We start from the raw sequence: 17717 nt of genomic DNA, 5'->3' as shown, positions 1-17717 counted from the left end.
TTCGGTTCGGGCAGGCGGACCGGGAGGCCGTCCAGCCTCACCGGTTGCCCGGCGGTTCGTACGGAGGGACGTCCGGCCCCGGCTGGTAGTGCGGCCCCTGGCGGATGTGGCGCACGACCATGACCAGGTCCACGGCCACGATCACGGCGAGCACCGCGCAGGCGGCCGCCCACCCGGGACGGCCGGCCAGCGAGAACGCGACCGCCCCGCCGACGGCCCAGATCAGCCCCCAGACGCCCAGCCAGAACCGCAGCCGCAGCGGACTGCGCGCGGTCACGGGCTCGTTTCCAGTACGCATGGTCATCGCCTCTCAGCTCCATGGTCCCACCGGGGTCGCGGTGCGTCAGGGCTGAGCTCGGCCACGGCCGTACGGCTACGCGGTGGAACTGGGCCGCTGGGGCCGCTGATCCGCAGGTCAGAGGCGTTGTCAGTGGCCGCGCCTAGACTCGTCGGCAGAAGACATCCGCCCACACTCCCCGCAGAGGTGGGCACCGACGGGAAGGGGGACACCGTGACACCGCAGCCGCAGCCGCAGCCGCAGGCATCGGTACTGCTGCGCCACGCCGCGGTGTTCCTGCCCGCCGCCGTCCCCCGGGAGGGTCGCGTCGCCTTCTGGGCGCCCCACGGCGGCCCCCTGCCCGAGGCGGGTACCCCGGGGCCGCTCACGGTCGTGCGCCCGCACGGCGACGGGGTCCGCAGCCGGACCGTGCCCGCCGTGACCTTCTCCGTCGCCTCCGCGCTGCCCCTGCTCGCGCAGGCGCCCCGCAGCCCCGCCGCGCATCCCGCCACCCGCGCCTGGGGCACCGCCGCCCACCAGGCGCTCACCCTCGCCGCCCGTGGCCGACTGCTCCCCGGGCTCACCCCGCAGGGCGTCGACGCGTGGCGCGCCGGACCACTGGACGCCGCCGACGTCGGCCACCTCCGGGCGATCGCCGCCGCGCTGCCGCCCGAGGGGTACGCGACCCCCCTCGCCGGCCGCCGGCCGCTCCATCTGCCCGAACCGGAGGCGCTGGTCCGCGCGTTCCTCGACGCCGTCGCCGACAGCCTGCCCCGCACCCCGGCCGCGGCCGTGGCCGCCGGCGGGCCGTTCGCCGCGCGGGAGGCGCAGCGGGTGCCCGGGATGCGGGACTGGGCCGCGCAGGTCGCGGCCGGAGCCGACACCGGCGTCGGGATCTCGCTGCGGCTCGACCTGTCCTCCTTCCGCCTCTTCGACGAGGCGGAGGACGAGGACACCCGGCGCGCCGGCGCCGCCGTCGTGCAGGTGCACAGCCTCGCCGATCCGACCCTGGTCACCGATGCCGGACAGCTGTGGGCGGGCCTGGCAGCGGCCGGGTTCGGTCCCCGCGCCCGGATCGACGCCGTGCTCGCGCTGCGCCGGGCGGCGCGCGTCTGGCCGCCGCTGCTGCGCCTGCTGGACCAGCCCGTGCCCGATTCGCTGGCGCTGTCCGACCCGGAGCTGGAGGACCTGCTGGGGGTGGCCGCGACCCGCCTGGCGGCTGCCGGGGTGCTGGTCCACTGGCCGCGCGAGCTGGCTCGTACGCTGTCCGCGACCGCGGTCGTACGGTCGACCGCGCCCGGGTCCGCGACCGACGGGACCGCCTTCTTCGACGCCGAGCACCTCTTCGCCTTCTCCTGGGAGCTGGCGCTGGGCGGCGACCGGCTCACCCCTGGGGAGATGGACGCGCTGGCGCAGGCCCACCGGCCCGTCGTGCGGCTGCGGGACCAGTGGGTGCGGGTCGACCCGGAGCTGGTGCGCAAGGCGCGCAAGCGGGAGCTCGGCCTGCTGGACCCGGTGGACGCGCTGGCCACCGTACTGTCGGGGGAGGCCGAGGTCGACGGGGAGCCGGTCGAGGCGGTGCCCGTGGGGGCGCTGGCCGCCCTGCGGGAGCGGCTGACGGGCGAGTTGGCCCCGCTGGAGCAGCCCGCCGCCCTCAAGGCCACGCTGCGCGACTATCAGGCGCGCGGCCTGGCCTGGCTGGACCTGATGACCTCGCTCGGTCTCGGCGGCTGCCTGGCGGACGACATGGGCCTGGGGAAGACCGTCACGCTGATCGCGCTGCACCTGCACCGGGACCGCCGTGAGCCGACGCTCGTGGTGTGTCCCGCCTCGCTGCTGGGCAACTGGCAGCGGGAGATCGAGAAGTTCGCCCCCGGTACACCCGTGCGCCGCTTCCACGGCGGCAGCCGCAGCATCGAGGACCTGACCTCCTGCGAGGGGGGCTTCGTCCTCACCACCTACGGGACGATGCGGGCCAGCGCCCCCCTGCTCGCCGAGCAGAGCTGGGGCATGGTCGTCGCCGACGAGGCGCAACACGTGAAGAACCCGCATTCGGCGACCGCGAAGGCGTTGCGGACGGTTCCGGCGCCGGCCCGGGTGGCCCTGACCGGTACCCCCGTGGAGAACAACCTCTCCGAGCTGTGGGCGCTGCTGGACTGGACCACGCCGGGGCTGCTGGGTCCGCTGACCGCGTTCCGGGCCCGCCACGCCCGCCCGGTGGAGCACCAGCAGGAGGAGGACGGCGGCAATGAGGCGGCGGTCGCCCGGCTGTCCGCGCTGGTGCGGCCGTTCCTGCTGCGCCGCAAGAAGTCCGACCCCGGCATCGCGCCCGAGCTGCCGCCGAAGACCGAGACCGACCATCCCGTCTCCCTGACCCGGGAACAGGCCTCGCTCTACCAGGCCGCGGTCGACGAGGCGATGGCGGTGATCGAGTCGAGCGAGGGCATGGAACGGCGCGGCATGATCATGAAGTTGCTGGCCTCGCTCAAGCAGATCTGCAACCACCCGGCCCAGTTCCTGAAGGAGGACCAGCCCCGGATCCCGCACCGCTCGGGGAAGCTGGCGCTGCTGGACGAGCTGCTGGACACGATCCTGGCCGAGGGCGGCTCGGTGCTGGTCTTCACCCAGTACGTGACGATGGCCCGCCTCATCGAACGGCACCTGTCGGCCCGGGGGATCTCTCACCAGCTGTTGCACGGCGGGACCCCGGTGCCGCGGCGCGAGGAGCTGGTGGACCGGTTCCAGGCGGGCGAGGTGCCCGTCTTCCTGCTGTCGCTGAAGGCCGCGGGGACCGGGCTGAACCTCACCCGGGCCGGCCATGTCATCCACTTCGACCGCTGGTGGAACCCGGCCGTCGAGGAGCAGGCCACGGACCGCGCCTACCGGATCGGCCAGACCCAGCCCGTCCAGGTCCACCGGATCATCGCCGAAGGCACCGTGGAGGACCGGATCGCCGAGATGCTGGAGGCCAAGCGGGCCCTGGCCGACGCCGTGCTCGGCTCCGGCGAGTCGGCGCTGACCGAGCTGACCGACCGCGAGCTGGCCGACCTCGTCTCCCTGCGGAGGCCCGCATGATCACCGCGCGGGACGACCGCCGCCGCACCTTCGAGACCGTGCCCGCCGGGGCCGAGGCGGTGAGCTGGTGGGGCCGGGCCTGGGTGTCGGCGCTGGAGGAGGTCTCCGGCGACGCGGCCCGCCTGACCCGCGGCCGTGCGTACGCCGAGGAGGGGCACGTCGACGCGGTGACCGTCACCCCGGGACGGATCGTGGCGTACGTGCGGGGGAGCAGGCCCCGGCCCTACCGCACCGAGCTGATCCTGCCCGCGTTCGCGGACGCGGAGTGGGGCGAGCTCCTGGAGGCGGTCGCGGCCGATCCCACGGCCCTGGCCACCCTGCTGGAGCGCGAGGTTCCGCAGTCGCTCGCGCAGAGCGTCCTGCCCGGTGCGGGCGAGCTCGTCCCGCACTGCTCGTGCCCGGACTTCGGGCGCCCGCCGTGCAAGCACGCGGCCGCCCTCTGCTACCGGGCGGCGCGCCTCCTCGACGAGGACCCCTTCGTCCTGCTGCTCCTGCGCGGCCGGGGCGAGCGGGAGCTCCTCGACGAGCTCACCCGCCGCAACGCCGCCCACGCCGCGCGCGAACAGCCTGACGCGGCGCCGGACTTCCCCGGGGTCCCCGCCCGGGCGGCGCTCGCCCGCACCGTCCTGCCGCCGCTGCCCGCGCCGCTCGCGGCGCCCGCCGCCGTGGGCGCGGCGCCCGCCTACCCGGCCGACCCGGCGGCCCCGGACCCGCTGGCGCTCGACCAGCTCGCCTCGGACGCGGCCGCCCGCGCCCTCGCCGTGCTCACCACCGGCGAGGACCCGATCGCCGGGCTCAGCCTCTGGCAGGACGCGGTCCGGCTGGCCTCGGCGCACCCCACCTCGGGTCTCACGGGCGCGGCCCGCACCCTCTACCGGGACCTGGCCCGCGCCACCGGCCGCAGCACCACCGACCTCGCCCGGGCCGCCGCGGCCTGGCGTCAGGGCGGCCGGGCCGCCCTCGCCGTGCTGGAGGAGTCCTGGGACCCCCCGGCCGGGCCCTTCGACCGGGCCCGCCCGGCGCTCCTGGCCGCCTCCCAGGGCTCCTTCCGCCCGGACCGCAACCGGCTCACGCTCCACACCCGCCAGCTCCGCCTCGGCCGCGACGCCCTCTGGTACGCCTACGAGTCCCGCCCGGACGACGACGACTGGTGGCCCACGGGCCGCCCCTCGCCGGACCCGGTCACCGCTCTGCTGGGCTGAGCCCGGCCGCCCAGCGCTCCAGGGTGGTGAAGTCGCCCTCGCGCAGGCCGTGGCGGGGGAGTACGCGCAGGAGGAGGGCCGGGGCCGGGTGGTGGGCTGCGACCCAGGCCCGGTCGCGCGGGGTGATCATGTCGTCGACCCAGGCGAAGGGCCGGCCGGCCGCCCAGTCGACGAGGTGGCGGGTCTTCCACGAGAGGTCGGCGGGGTCCTTGACGAAGAGTTCCGGCCATTCGACGACAGGAAGATCACCCGGTAGTCCGACGTGCGGCGAGATCATCGTGTTGGCCTGGTGCGTCCAGGCGGTGGCCCAGGTGAGTTCGAACGGCAGGGCGAGCAGCCGGGGGCCGTGGGACGGGTGGAGCCGGACCCGTGCGCCGCGCCGGGCGCTGCGGGAGTCGGGGTCGCGGTACGAGAGCCAGACGTCCGGGTGCATCCGGTGGCTCGTGTAGCCGCGCAGACCGGCGAAGAGGGACCGGAACGGGTTGAGGGGGCCGTCCACGTCGAGGAGGAGCAGCGGGCGATCAGTCATGAAGTAGGCAGTACCCAGTACACGATTGAGTGAAATGCCTACCGGCTCTATAACCCGAACGGGTTCACGGCGTTGTTCCCGGTGCGGGGCAAGACCCGTGAACTCCTCCGGAAGGCAGGGAAACTGATGCGTCACAGTCGTCGGAATGGCTTGATCGCGGCGGTCGTTGCGGGAGGTGGGCTGGCGGTCGCGGGCGTGAGCGGATTCGCCTACGCCGATGCGGACGCGGGTGGTCGGGCCGAAGGATCGCCGGGGCTGCTGTCGGGGAATCTGGTGCAACTGCCCGTGCACGTCCCGGTCAATGTGTGCGGGAACACCGTGAGCGTGGTCGGCGTCCTCAATCCCGCCGCGGGGAACCGCTGTGCCAACGAGGCGCCCACAGGCGGCGGGCATCCCGCGCCGACGCCGTCGCATCCGTCGAAACCCGGAGCCGGAAACGGCTCCGGTGCCGTGGCCGAGGCACGCGGAAAGGATTCTCCCGGGGTGCTCTCCGGAAACGGGCTCCAGCTTCCCGTCGACCTCCCGCTGAACATCAGCGGCAACGCCGTGAGCGTGGTCGGCGTCGGCAACACCTCGCACGGCAACACCTCCGTCAACGGCGAGGTGCCCACCGGCGGCAAGCCCGTCCAGCCGCCCGTCACCGAGCACCCGACGACCCCGCCCGCGCCGCCGAGGCACACCGGCGCACTCGCCCACACCGGCGCCGAAGGCCTGGGCTACCTGCTGCCCGGCGGGGGAGCGCTGCTGCTCGGCGGAGCCCTCCTCTACCGCCGCTTCCGCCTCAATTAGCGTCCGCCGGGGGCGGGATACGCCACCCGTCCAAGACGGCGTCGATCCGGGCGGCCAGCCGGGCGCGGGCCGTGAACCGCGGGACCCCCGCCATCAGCAGGGCGTCGTACTCGGTGTCGGTGTGCCGCACCGCCGCCCGTACCGCGACCGAGACCGCCAGTTCGTCGAGGGCCCGGCCGGCCGCGGTGCGGCCCACCCGGCCGCTGCCGCGCACCGAGGCGTGGGTGGCGATCGCCACGGCCCGATCGGCCGGGCAGCCGGGGAACAGCCGCACTATCTCGGCGGCGAAGGCCGCGGTGAAGCGGACGTCCTCGGCCGCGCGGCGCAGCCGGTCGCGCTCCCGTCGGCGCGCCCGCGCCTCGGAGTCCGCGAGACAGGCACGCTCCGCGCGGGCCAGGGCGGCGTCCTCGACGAGGAGCCCGAGACGCTCGTAGCGGCGGCGGCGCCTGTGGAAGCGGACGACGACGGCTGAAAGTGAACTGCCTTCGCGTGCGCGGCGGGTGAGCGCGGCGTCCCCGCGAGGGAGGTACACCAGGTGCCCGAGGTCCGCGCAGTCCAGGCAGCGCGGCACGCCGGACTCGCGCACGAGGTGCCGCAGCGGGCCCTGCCGGCACTCCGCACAGTGGATCTGCTTCAGAGACTCGAACACCACCAGGCTCATACAGGTGTGATACCGCCGTACGGGCCTCATATCACCTGGTGAGGAGCTGAGGTTGATGTTTCATCAACCCTTCCTGGATGGGGGCGCGTCCTCCTACGGTGGGGCCTCGGACCGAGGCCGGTCCACGGAGGAGGGCACATGGGCGGACGGCAGACGATGAAGGCACGGCGGCCCGGTCGGGCGCGCGTCGTCAGGTCTCCGGTGGGCCGGGAGATCGTCATCCCGCCCGGCGGCTGCACCGGCTGGCACTTCCACCGGGTCCGGCTGGATGCCGTCGTCCTGGCGGGGACCTTGACCCGGGTCCTGCACGACCGCACGACCGTGGTGCACCGGGCCGGGAGCACCTTCGTGGAACCGGCGGGCATCGCGCACATACACCTGGGCCACAACCTCGGCAGCGAACCGGTGGTGCTCTACGTGACCCCCGCGCTCCCCGAGGGGACACCGTTCTCCATACCCACCCCGCCCCCGCCCGGGGCCACGCCCGCGGTCTGCCAGGAGCACACCGCGTGACGGCCCCTGCCCCGGTCTCACACCAGGCGGCGTATCTCCCCACGCACCCGGTAGAAGCCCCCGGAGGCCGGGTGCAGCCCGTCGACCACGTACCGGGCGCCCGCCTCCCGTATGCCGCGCGGGAACTGCACGTTCCACGAGGGGTCGAAGCCGCCTGAGACCACCTGCACCCGCATCCGGCCGCCCTGCTGGACGCACTCCACCACCACACCGCCCGCCGGCGCCGCGGCCATCGTGACGGTCGCCACCGACGCGGCCGACGCGGCCGGGGTGAACACCGGGAGCGCAGCCGCCGACTTCACGTCCACCGGCGCCGGCACCGAACCCCGCTGGGCCGCCGCGATGGCCTGCTCGCTCGCATCCACGCAGACCAGCGAGCCGTCCGTGGTCACGAGATACAGCCGCCCGTCCAGGTACTGCATGGACAGCGCGGCCCCGCTCCCCGTGCCCAGCTTCCACAGCCGCCGCCCCTCGGCGTCGAAGCAGTACACAGAGGAGGCGAGGTCGCCGGCGAAGACGTGCCGGCCGTCCGCGGAGGTCGCGCACGAGTACACCGCGGCGTCGCACCGGTAGGTGGCCTCCACCGCGCCGGTCGCCTTCGACAGCCGCTGCACGGCGTTGTGGCCGGTGCCCGCATACACCGCGTCCTCCTCCTGCCAGCCGAACAGCACCGAGCCGCCGGTCTCCGTGTGCCACAGCTCGCGTCCCCCGTCCGGGGCGTACGCCGTGACGCCCCGGCTGTGCCCGTGGTAGATCCCGTCCGCGTCCGCCCGGACCATCCAGGCGTTGGAACCGGACGACCGCCGCGACCACTGGAACTCGTCCTCGTGGTCGATGACCGTCAGCCCGCCGCTGTGGTCCGAGACGCTCAGCACGCCCTCGTGGATGTCGAGCCAGAAGATGTCGACGTCGGCGGCGATGTCGTACGCGCCGAAGGGGACCTTCGACGACAGGTCGTACACCGTGCCGTCGTCACAGCCCGCGTATATCCAGAACTCGTCCGCGACCAGGCACTTCACCCCGTCCGGCAGCGAATACCGCGCCAGCACCTCCCCGCCGTGGCTCACCGTGTAGACGTCGCCGGCCTGGTTGCCGACCCAGCAGCGGTCCTCGTCCACATGGATGCCGAAAGCCGCGGAGCCGGTACGCAGGCGCCACAGCACCGGGGCCACCGCGCGCGCCGTCGACGGTGCCGAGGTCACCTGACGACGGGTCACCGACCGGGCCGCACGCTGACCCCGCACGGCCGGGGCGTACCCCTTGCGGACCTTCTCCCCGATCTTCTTCGCGGCGGCGGCCCGGGCCTTCTCCACGGTCGGGAAAGAGGAGCTCTGCAGCTGGCCGTCGGCGCCGATGCGTCCGTACCGCACGGACACGGCAGTGCCGTCCACGGTGACCTCGTAGAACTTGTGCGCCCCGCCGCCGTCCTGCGACAGCTCCAGATACGTGGTCTCCCGAGCCATGACGAACCCCTCCCCCAAAGCCTGGCCGCCGACGACCTCTCCGCCGGTGATCCCTCGTGAAAAACGCTACGGCCCACCACTGACAATGGGCCGGTGCAGTGGGAAGCGATCACATGGCAGCGGATGGCCGAGCGGCTCGCCGGTCATCTCGACGACCCCGGGCGTACTGCTGACCAGGCGAGTTGGCAGCAGGCGAGCTGGCAGCGCGTGGGCATCGACGGCGCGCCCGCCGCCGGGACCGGCGGGCTCGCCGGAGAGCTCGCCGACGCGCTGCGCTCCCGCGGACGCCCGGTGCTGGTGGTGGCGGCCGGGGGTTTCCTGCGCCCCGCCTCCCTGCGTTTCGAGTTCGGGCGCCAGGACGTGGACGCGTACCTCAGCGGCTGGTACGACACGGCCGCGCTCTGGCGGGAGGTGTTCGGCCCGACGGACCCCGGCGGCACCGGGCGGGTGCTGCCCGACCTCTGGGACCCGTTGACCGACCGGGCGACCCGCAGCCCCTACGTGGAACTCCCCTCCGGCGGCGTGGTGATCGTGCACGGGCCGCTGCTGCTCGGCCACTGGTTCCCCTTCGACCTGAGCGTCCACATCCGGCTCTCCCCGGGCGCGCTCGCCCGCCGCACCGAGGAGTCCGCGCGCTGGACGCTGCCCGCCTTCGCGCGCTACGAGGCCGACACGGACCCGGCGTCGGCCGCCGACGTGGTGGTGCGGGCCGACGATCCGCGGCACCCCGCGTGGAGCGGCCTCCCGTAGGCGATCAGAGGGAGGGGCGGCCGCCCAGGCGGGTCACCGCCAGCGCGGCGGTGCGGCAGCCCGCGCGGGCCGCCTCCGACGGGTCCGCGCCCCCCAGCCGGGCCGCGAGGAAGCCGCCGGTGAAGGCGTCCCCCGCGCCCGTCGAATCCACCGCCACGGCCGGCTCCGCCTCGACCTCCGCGATGATCCGGCCCCGCTCGGCGACCAGCGCCCCGGCCGCGCCCCGGGTCACCACCACCAGCGGCACCCGCCGGCTCAGCTCCGCCGCCGCCCGGGCCGGCCCCGTCGGCCCCGGCAGCCCGGCCAGCAGCCGGGCCTCGTCCTCGTTGGGCAGCAGGACCGCGGCCCCCGCCACCGCGTCCAGGAAGCGCTGCGGCCCCAGCGCGACCAGGAATCCGGCCGAGGCGGGGTCCACGCTCACCGGCACCCCGCGCGTCCGGGCGGCCCGCAGCGCGACCATGGCCAGGTCCCGGCTGCTGTCGGCGAAGAACAGGTAACCCGACAGGTGGAGATGGGCCGCGCCGTCCAGCAGGGACGGGGCCCAGTCGGCGGGGCACAGCCGCAGCGAGGCCCCGCTGTCGGTCAGGAAGGTCCGCTCCGCGTCCTTGGCGACCAGCGCGACCACCGTCCCCGTCGGCTCGTCGCGGTCGATCACCAGCCGGGGCCGCACGCCCGCGTCCACCAGCGCCCGCTCGTGCCAGCGCGCCGATTCGGCGCCCACCCGCGCCAGGAGGCGTACCTCCGCGGCCCCCGAGACGGCCGCCCAGCACGCCGCGTTGGCCCCGGCGCCACCCGGCAGGGTCCGGATCCGGGCGGCCGTGTCGGTGGCCGGCGCGAGCGGTTCCGGATGTATCGCGATCACGTCCGTCACCACGTCCCCGACGACGAGCAGCGCCCCCGCCGCGGTCATGCCCGCGCCGCCCAGGCCCCCGCGATCCGCGCCCCGAGCCGTACGTTGCCCCGTACCGCCGCCAGGTTCGCCTCCAGGGAGGCCCCGCCCGTGGCCCGTACGAAGTAGCCCAGCAGGAACGGCGTCACCGCCTGCCCCGTGATCCCGCGCTCGCGGCACGCGGCGAGCGCCTCGGCCAGTACGCGGTCGTGCAGTTCCGGATCCAGCTGCTCCGCCTCCGCCACCGGATGGGCCACCAGCAACGCCGACTCCGGGCCGCCCAGGGCGTCCTGTGCGGCCATCACGGCCGCGACCTCCTCCGGCCGGTGCACGGTCCAGTCCACCGGTTCACCCGAATCGGCCAGGTAGAAACCGGGGAAACGGTCCGTCCCGTACCCGAGCACCCCCACCCCCAGCGTCTCCAGCCGCTGGAGCGTGGCCGGCACGTCCAGGATCGACTTCACCCCCGCGCACACCACCGTGATCCGCGTCCGCGCCAGCAGGGAGAGGTCCGCCGACTCGTCCTGCGTCTGCGCCCACTCCCGGTGTACGCCGCCCAGCCCGCCCGTGGCGAAGACCCGCAGGCCCGCCCGCGCGGCCAGGAAGGCCGTCGCCGACACCGTGGTCGCCCCGGTGGCGCCCGAGGCCAGCGCGGGCGCCAGATCCCGGTGGCCGAGCTTGCGCACGCCCTCGCCGCCCGCGATCCGCTCCAGCTGCGCCTTGTCCAGGCCCGCGTGCGCCACCCCGTCCAGGACCGCGATCGTCGCCGGGACGGCGCCCTGCGACCGGACCAGCTCCTCCAGTTCGAGTCCCACCGCCAGATTGCGGGGGCGGGGCAGGCCGTGCGCCAGGATCGTCGACTCCAGGGCCACCACGGGCCTGCCCCGGCCGAGTGCCTCGCGCACCTCTTCGGAGAGGACCGGTGCGCCCGACAGGGATGCAGATGCTGTGTGCTGTGACATGTCCCCATCCATGGCACGGGATCCGCGCCCCCAAACGCGCACCCGCCACACCCGTCACAACCTGTCCGAGTCGCACCTGCCCGCGACAGGCCCGGCGGGCGCTGGACAGGGTGACTCGTCCGGCGGGCCGTTCCTGGACGCTCTGGTCACGGCGGCGTCCGGGCGAGCCGCACTAGGCTGGCGCGCCATGAGCACCAGTGATCACTCCGCAGCCCCCGCCTCCTTCTGCGTGTCCGTCGCGGACCTCGAACTGGAGGCCGAGGACCTCGACCCCCGGCAGATCGTCTCCGGTGACCCGGCGGTGACCGGCAGGGTGCTCTGGGAGTCGCCGGACGGCAAGCAGGTGCGCGGGATCTGGCAGATCACCCCGGGCGTGGTCACCGACATCGAGGCCGATGAGCTGTTCGTGGTGGTCAGCGGCCGCGCCACCGTCGAGGTCGAGGGCGGCGCGACCCTGGAGGTGGGCCCGGGCTCCGCCTGCGTGCTCCGGGAGGGCGACAAGACGACCTGGACCGTGCACGAGACGCTCCGCAAGGCCTACCACATCAGCTACTGACGTCCTTCCCGGGCGCCCTCCCGGGCGCGGGGTGGCGGCGCGCGGTGAACAGCGCGAGCGCCGCCAGCGGCAGCAGCAGCCCGGCGCCGATGGCGTTCAGCCAGCCGTAGCCCGCCTCGGACATGATCAGGCCGGCGGCCGCACCGCCCACGCCCGCCGAGGTGTTCATGGTGAGGTCGCTCAGGCCCTGTACGGCGGCCCGCGCGGGCTGCGGTACCGAGTCGGTCAGCAGGGCCGAGCCCGACACCATCCCGGCGGACCAGCCGAGGCCGAGCAGGAAGAGGCCGGCCGCGGTCTGGCCGTGGCTGGGCCCCGCCGTCCCGGCGAGCAGCGCGGCGAGGAGAAGCAGGCCGGCGGACAAGCCGATGACGGTCAGCCGCCCGAGACGGTCCGCGAGCCACCCCATCACGGGCGAGAAGGCGAACATGCCCGCGATGTGGCCGCTGATCACCAGCCCGATGAGCTCCAGGCCGGCGCCGTGGTGGCTCAGGTCCATCGGGGTCATCACCATGATCGAGACCATGGTGGTGTGTGACACGGCGACGGTGACGAGAGCCAGCCGGGCCCGCGGCGAGGCCTTGACGGCGGCGAATCCGGCGCGCAGCGAGCGGCCCTCACGTGTCTGCTCCTCGGGCGCGGCGAGCGCCCGGGCCGTCAGCAGCGGATCGGGGCGCAGGAGCACGGCGATCAGGGTGCCGGTGAGCAGGAAGACGACGGCGGCCCACACGAAGGGGCCCGCCGTCTCGGGTATGGAGGTCCCGGCGAAACTGCGGCTGGCCGGGGCGGACAGGTTCGGGCCGAGCACCGCGCCGATGGTGGACGCCCATACGACGACGGAGATCGCCCGGGCCCGGTGGTCCGGGGCCGCGAGGTCCGCGGCGGCGAACCGGGCCTGGAGGTTCGCCGAGGAGGCCGCGCCGAAGGCGGCCATGCCGAGCAGCAGCAGCGGGAAGTTCTTGATCGTGGCGGCGAGGACGACGAGTCCCGCGCCGACGGCGCCGATCCCGTACGCCAGGACCAGTCCGGGGCGCCGTCCGCGCGCGGTCATCAGGGCGGCGAGCGGCAGGGAGACCACGGCCGTGCCGATCACCGAGGAGGTGGAGGCGAAACCGGACAGCGCCTCCGTGCCGCTGACCTCGGTGGCGAGCACGGGAGCCAGGGCGATGCTGATGGGCACGCCGAGGCCGCCGAGGATCTGGCCCGCGATGAGCACCCGGGTGGTCCGCCGCTGCAGACGGGCCCGTTCCGTTTCCGTGCGGGCGAGCGGTGGGGCCGGCCGGTCCGTACCGGGTGAGGCGGTCACGCGGCACACCTCCGTCGAAGCTGCGGGGCGCCGGACGAGGTCACGCCGGGTGCGGCGGCAGAAGTAGTCACCGCGGAAGTGTGACACCCCTTACCGTCCGGCGGAACAGGGAAGGACGGGCGCCACCCCGCCCCCGCCCGGCCGTCGGTCAGAACAGCGGCTGCGGGAGCACGCCCTCCAGGGCGAGCAGCAGTCGCTTGGTCTCCACGCCGCCGCCGAAACCCCCGATGCCCCCGTCGTTCTCCACGACCCGGTGGCAGGCCACCACCAGCGGCAGCGGATTGGATCCCATGGCGTTGCCCACGGCCTGGGCGGCGGCCGGCTGCCCGGCGCGGGCGGCCAGCTCCCCGTACCCCACGACCGATCCGTAGGGCACGGAACGGTCCAGCTCCTGGAGCACCTGCCGGTTGAAACCGGAGCTGAGGCGCCAGTCCAGCGGCAGGTCGAAGCGTCGCAGCGAACCGGCGAAGTAGGCGGAGAGCTGCCGTATCGCCTCGGCCAGCAGCACCTCCTCGCCCGGCGCGGGCCGCCGGGCGTCGGCGCCGAGCCGGGAGACGAGTGCGCCGATCATCGCGTCGACCCGGTCCGGCCCGGCATGGAACTCGACCCGGACCAGACCCTGCGGGGTCGCGGCCAGGAGCAGGGGGCCGATGTCGCTGGCGACGACGGTCCATTCGAGGTGCGGCCCGCGGGGCCGCTCGGTGCTGTCCACGCGTCCACGGTACGGCGCCCCACCGACAACGCCGACGGCACCGATGACACCGACGGCACCGACAGCAGTGTTCAGAACCCGGTGACCGCCGCCCGGACCACGTCCGGGGCGTTGGTGATGATCCCGTCCACGCCCATGTCCCGGACCTTCCGCGCGATCGCCGCGTCGTCCACGATCCAGGTGTCCACCTCCATGACCTTGCCGTGGGCGCCGACCAGGTCGTGCACCGCCGCGACCCAGTCGGCCGAGATCGTGGTGTGCCACGGGTTGATCCGGTCGGTGAACTCCGCGTAGCGCGGCAGGTCCGCCACGGCCGGGGTGCCCAGGAAGGCCGTGACCAGGTCCGGGCGAAGTCCGTGCACGATGCGTACGCAGTCGGAGCTGAAGCTCTGCACGACCAGCTTCTGCGCGACGTGCCGCTCGTCGAGCCAGCCGGCCTCGTCCAGCACCTCCAGGGTCTGCTCCTCGATCCCCGGGTAGAGCTCCGGCTTCTTGATCTCCAGGAGCAGCCGCTGCTGATTGCGCTGCACCCGGTCCATGTACTGCCTCAGAGTGGGCACCCGGGCGCCCCTGTACTCCTCCGCGAACCAGCTGCCCGCGTCCAGCCGGGCGATCTCGGCCGCCGTGAAGTCCTTGACCTTCCAGGGCGAGCGGCCCGGGAACACCTGCTCGACGTCCGTGGTCCGGGCCAGGGTGTCGTCGTGGATCACCACGAGGACGCCGTCCTTGGTCCGCTGCACGTCGTTCTCGACCCAGGCGAAGCCCAGCCGCATCGCCAGGTCGATCGCGTCGAGGGTGTTCTCCGGGGCGTACGCCGAAGCCCCCCGGTGGGCGTACACGACGGGGCCCCCCAGGCCCGCGCGCGGGTCGGCGGAGGATCCGGGACCGGCGGCGGCGTACGAGGCCGTCCCGCCCAGCAGGGTGAGGGTGAAGCCCAGGAATGCGGCGGCGGCCGCGGCGGCGGGTCGGACGTACATGTGCGTTCTCCTCGGGTCGTAGCCCTGTTCCAGCGTCAGACGGGTGCGCAGCGGCAGACGTTGTGGCGATGCACTTCACCGCGATCATGGGGTTGAAGATCACCCGCCCGCTACCGAACTACGACAAACGGACCAGAACGAATGACTACCGGCTGGGCCGGGCAGAGGTGCCGAGGGGCGCAGCGGACCCGCGCGGATGCGTGAGTGTCAGTGGGGGGTCGTACCGTTGACTCATGCGGCCCGTATCGAAGATCGAACGCACGGTGGCGCCTTTCGAGGTCGTCAGTTCCTACCAGCCCAGCGGTGACCAGCCGACGGCCATCGCCGAGCTGGAGAAGCGCATCCGTGCAGGTGAGAAGGACGTCGTACTCCTGGGTGCGACCGGCACCGGCAAGTCGGCGACCACCGCCTGGATGATCGAGAGGCTCCAGCGCCCCACTTTGGTGATGGCGCCGAACAAGACGCTCGCCGCCCAGCTGGCGAACGAGTTCCGCGAGCTGCTGCCGAACAACGCCGTCGAGTACTTCGTCTCGTATTACGACTACTACCAGCCCGAGGCGTACGTACCGCAGTCGGACACCTACATCGAGAAGGACTCCTCGATCAACGAGGAGGTGGAGCGGCTGCGCCACTCCGCGACGAACTCGCTGCTGACCCGGCGGGACGTGATCGTCGTCGCCTCCGTGTCCTGCATCTACGGCCTCGGCACCCCGCAGGAGTACGTGGACCGGATGGTCTCCCTCAAGGTCGGCGAGGAGATCGACCGGGACCAGCTGCTGCGCCGCTTCGTCGACATCCAGTACACGCGCAACGACGTGGCCTTCACCCGCGGCACCTTCCGGGTGCGCGGCGACACCATCGAGATCTTCCCGGTCTACGAGGAACTGGCCGTCCGCATCGAGATGTTCGGCGACGAGATCGAGGCCCTGTCCACCCTGCACCCGCTGACCGGCGAGGTCATCAGCGAGGACCGCGAGCTGTACGTCTTCCCAGCCAGCCACTACGTCGCCGGCCCCGAGCGCATGGAGAAGGCGGTGCGCGGCATCGAGGCCGAGCTGGCCCAGCGCCTCGCCGAGCTGGAGAAGCAGGGCAAGATGCTGGAGGCGCAGCGGCTGCGCATGCGCACCACCTACGACCTGGAGATGATGCGGCAGATCGGGTCCTGCTCCGGCATCGAGAACTACTCGCTGCACATGGACGACCGCGAGCCCGGCTCCGCGCCCAACACCCTCATCGACTACTTCCCCGAGGACTTCCTCCTCGTCATCGACGAGTCGCACGTCACCGTGCCGCAGATCGGCGCCATGTACGAGGGCGACGCCTCCCGCAAGCGGACCCTGGTCGACCACGGCTTCCGGCTGCCGTCCGCGCTCGACAACCGGCCGCTGAAGTGGGAGGAGTTCCAGGAGCGCATCGGCCAGACCGTCTACCTGTCGGCGACCCCCGGCAAGTACGAGCTCTCCCGCGGCAAGGGCTTCGTCGAGCAGATTATCCGTCCCACCGGCCTCATCGACCCGGAGGTCGTCGTCAAGCCCACCGAGGGCCAGATCGACGACCTGGTGCACGAGATCCGCCAGCGGGTGGAGAAGGACGAGCGGGTCCTGGTCACGACCCTCACCAAGAAGATGGCCGAGGACCTCACCGACTACTTCCTGGAGCTCGGCATCCAGGTCCGCTACCTGCACAGCGACGTGGACACCCTGCGCCGCATCGAGCTGCTGCGCGAACTGCGCTCCGGCGAGTACGACGTCCTCGTGGGCATCAACCTGCTGCGCGAGGGCCTCGACCTGCCCGAGGTCTCGCTCGTGGCGATCCTGGACGCCGACAAGCAGGGCTTCCTGAGGTCCGGCACCTCGCTGATCCAGACCATCGGCCGCGCCGCGCGCAACGTCTCCGGCCAGGTCCACATGTACGCGGACAGCATCACCCCGGCGATGGCGCAGGCGATCGACGAGACCAACCGGCGCCGCGAGAAGCAGGTCGCCTACAACACGGCCCACGGGATCGACCCGCAGCCGCTGCGCAAGAAGATCAACGACATCGTCGCCACCATCGCCCGCGAGGAGCTCGACACCGAGGAACTCCTCGGCACCGGCTACCGGCAGACGAAGGACGGCAAGGCGCTCAAGGCGCCGGTGCCCGCGCTCGGCGGCAAGGCCACGGCGGGCAAGGCGGCCAAGGGCGGCAAGGGTGCCAAGGGCGCCAAGGCGGCCGAGGTGCTCACCGACCGGCCCGCGGCCGAACTGGCGGCGCTCATCGAGCAGATGACGGAGCGGATGCGCGGCGCGGCCGCGGAGCTGCAGTTCGAGGTCGCGGCCAGGATCCGGGACGAGGTGGGCGAGCTGAAGAAGGAGCTGCGGCAGATGAAGGAAGCGGGCCTCGCCTGAGTCCGGGCCTGTCAGTAGGGTTGGGGCATGGCCGCAGGTGTACTCTGCGCGCTGATCATCGGGGTGGGCAATGGAGAGGGGACACGCGTGACGGTCAACATGACCAAGGGGCAGGCCATCAGTCTGCAGAAGGCGGACGGGGGCACGCTGACCGCGGTCCGGATGGGCCTCGGCTGGCAGGCCGCGAAGCGCCGCGGACTGTTCGGCTCGCGGACGCGGGAGATCGACCTCGACGCCTCGGCGGTGCTCTTCGCCGACAAGCAGCCGGTGGACGTCGTCTTCTTCCGCCACCTGCAGAGCGACGACGGCTCGGTGCGCCACACCGGTGACAACCTCGTCGGCGGCGTCGGCCAGGGCGGGGACGACGAGGCGATCCTCGTCGACCTCCAGCGCGTGCCGGTGCACATCGACCAGATCGTCTTCACGGTGAACTCCTTCACCGGCCAGACGTTCCAGGAGGTGCAGAACGCGTTCTGCCGCATCGTCGACGAGACCAACGGCCAGGAGCTGGCCCGCTACACCCTCGACGGCGGCGGTCAGTACACCGCGCAGATCATGGCGAAGGTGTCCCGTCTGGGCGCCGGCTGGCAGATGACGGCCCTCGGAAACCCGGCCAACGGCCGCACGTTCCAGGACCTGATGCCGGCGATCCTGCCGCACCTGTAGCAGTAC

At 73.3% G+C, this 17717-nt stretch carries 17 protein-coding genes; 8 read left to right on the top strand and 9 right to left on the bottom strand.

Annotated elements, in window-relative coordinates; genetic code table 11:
- Positions 1-37 precede the first annotated feature (37 nt).
- Complete coding sequence (locus tag AC07DU_RS18145; RefSeq protein ID WP_360890384.1) at positions 38-298, bottom strand: DUF6343 family protein; 261 nt, start codon at positions 296-298, stop codon at positions 38-40.
- A 213-nt stretch (positions 299-511) separates the two neighbouring features.
- Between AC07DU_RS18145 and AC07DU_RS18140 the strand changes: the two genes are divergently transcribed.
- Both AC07DU_RS18140 and AC07DU_RS18135 read left to right on the top strand, forming a co-directional pair.
- Positions 512-3352, top strand: coding sequence for a DEAD/DEAH box helicase (locus AC07DU_RS18140; protein WP_479112267.1), 2841 nt, complete (start codon positions 512-514; stop codon positions 3350-3352).
- Positions 3349-4554, top strand: a complete 1206-nt coding sequence (locus tag AC07DU_RS18135) for an SWIM zinc finger family protein (protein ID WP_479112265.1) — start codon at positions 3349-3351, stop codon at positions 4552-4554. Before AC07DU_RS18140 ends, AC07DU_RS18135 begins: the two co-directional genes overlap by 4 nt.
- Here the strand turns inward: AC07DU_RS18135 and AC07DU_RS18130 are convergent.
- Complete coding sequence (locus AC07DU_RS18130; protein ID WP_479112263.1) at positions 4535-5083, bottom strand: hypothetical protein; 549 nt, start codon at positions 5081-5083, stop codon at positions 4535-4537. The genes AC07DU_RS18135 and AC07DU_RS18130 overlap by 20 nt on opposite strands.
- A 195-nt stretch (positions 5084-5278) precedes the next feature.
- Here AC07DU_RS18130 and AC07DU_RS18125 point away from each other — a divergent pair, with 195 nt between their 5' ends.
- A complete protein-coding gene (locus AC07DU_RS18125; protein WP_479112261.1) occupies positions 5279-5872 on the top strand; it encodes a chaplin in 594 nt (197 codons plus the stop codon).
- Here the strand turns inward: AC07DU_RS18125 and AC07DU_RS18120 are convergent.
- Complete coding sequence (locus tag AC07DU_RS18120) at positions 5865-6533, bottom strand: DUF2293 domain-containing protein (RefSeq protein ID WP_360890375.1); 669 nt, start codon at positions 6531-6533, stop codon at positions 5865-5867. The two genes, AC07DU_RS18125 and AC07DU_RS18120, sit on opposite strands and share 8 nt — an antisense overlap.
- Positions 6534-6671: 138 nt before the next feature.
- Here AC07DU_RS18120 and AC07DU_RS18115 point away from each other — a divergent pair, with 138 nt between their 5' ends.
- Entirely contained in the window at positions 6672-7046 is a 375-nt protein-coding gene (locus AC07DU_RS18115) for a cupin domain-containing protein (protein WP_479112259.1), read from the top strand.
- Between the two features lie 17 nt (positions 7047-7063).
- Here the strand turns inward: AC07DU_RS18115 and AC07DU_RS18110 are convergent, their stop codons facing one another.
- On the bottom strand, positions 7064-8509 hold the full coding sequence (locus AC07DU_RS18110) for a WGR domain-containing protein (RefSeq protein WP_360890369.1): 1446 nt from the start codon (positions 8507-8509) through the stop codon (positions 7064-7066).
- 93 nt (positions 8510-8602) lie between these two features.
- On the opposite strand from AC07DU_RS18110, the gene AC07DU_RS18105 reads away from it, so the two are divergent.
- Positions 8603-9259 carry a nucleoside/nucleotide kinase family protein gene (locus tag AC07DU_RS18105; RefSeq protein ID WP_479112257.1) on the top strand — a complete coding sequence of 219 codons (657 nt, stop codon included), beginning with the start codon at positions 8603-8605 and terminating at the stop codon, positions 9257-9259.
- A gap of 4 nt (positions 9260-9263) precedes the next feature.
- Here AC07DU_RS18105 and AC07DU_RS18100 read toward each other — a convergent pair whose 3' ends face one another.
- Positions 9264-10169, bottom strand: coding sequence for a carbohydrate kinase family protein (locus tag AC07DU_RS18100; protein WP_479112255.1), 906 nt, complete (start codon positions 10167-10169; stop codon positions 9264-9266).
- Entirely contained in the window at positions 10166-11110 is a 945-nt protein-coding gene (locus AC07DU_RS18095) for a pseudouridine-5'-phosphate glycosidase (protein ID WP_479112253.1), read from the bottom strand. Before AC07DU_RS18095 ends, AC07DU_RS18100 begins: the two co-directional genes overlap by 4 nt.
- A 187-nt stretch (positions 11111-11297) precedes the next feature.
- Here AC07DU_RS18095 and AC07DU_RS18090 point away from each other — a divergent pair, with 187 nt between their 5' ends.
- Positions 11298-11666, top strand: coding sequence for a cupin domain-containing protein (locus tag AC07DU_RS18090; protein ID WP_360890357.1), 369 nt, complete (start codon positions 11298-11300; stop codon positions 11664-11666).
- On the opposite strand, the gene AC07DU_RS18085 is transcribed toward AC07DU_RS18090, so the two are convergent.
- The 3 genes from AC07DU_RS18085 to AC07DU_RS18075 form a co-directional block, all read right to left on the bottom strand.
- Positions 11656-12900: an MFS transporter gene (locus AC07DU_RS18085; protein ID WP_360890682.1), complete on the bottom strand. Its 1245-nt coding sequence runs from the start codon at positions 12898-12900 to the stop codon at positions 11656-11658. The two genes, AC07DU_RS18090 and AC07DU_RS18085, sit on opposite strands and share 11 nt — an antisense overlap.
- A gap of 217 nt (positions 12901-13117) precedes the next feature.
- On the bottom strand, positions 13118-13681 hold the full coding sequence (locus tag AC07DU_RS18080) for a methylated-DNA--[protein]-cysteine S-methyltransferase (RefSeq protein WP_479032881.1): 564 nt from the start codon (positions 13679-13681) through the stop codon (positions 13118-13120).
- A 71-nt stretch (positions 13682-13752) separates the two neighbouring features.
- Positions 13753-14658 (bottom strand): glycerophosphodiester phosphodiesterase, encoded by a 906-nt coding sequence (locus AC07DU_RS18075; RefSeq protein ID WP_360890351.1) that lies wholly within the window; start codon positions 14656-14658, stop codon positions 13753-13755.
- A 233-nt stretch (positions 14659-14891) separates the two neighbouring features.
- Between AC07DU_RS18075 and uvrB the strand changes: the two genes are divergently transcribed.
- Both uvrB and AC07DU_RS18065 read left to right on the top strand, forming a co-directional pair.
- Positions 14892-17045 carry an excinuclease ABC subunit UvrB gene (gene uvrB / locus AC07DU_RS18070; RefSeq protein ID WP_479112251.1) on the top strand — a complete coding sequence of 718 codons (2154 nt, stop codon included), beginning with the start codon at positions 14892-14894 and terminating at the stop codon, positions 17043-17045.
- 87 nt (positions 17046-17132) lie between these two features.
- Entirely contained in the window at positions 17133-17711 is a 579-nt protein-coding gene (locus AC07DU_RS18065; protein ID WP_351298444.1) for a TerD family protein, read from the top strand.
- Positions 17712-17717: the final 6 nt, after the last annotated feature.

This window comes from Streptomyces sp. NPDC045695 (assembly GCF_056432025.1).
Note: the sequence above shows the minus strand (reverse complement) of the source record. Positions and strands in the feature narration are given on the sequence as shown.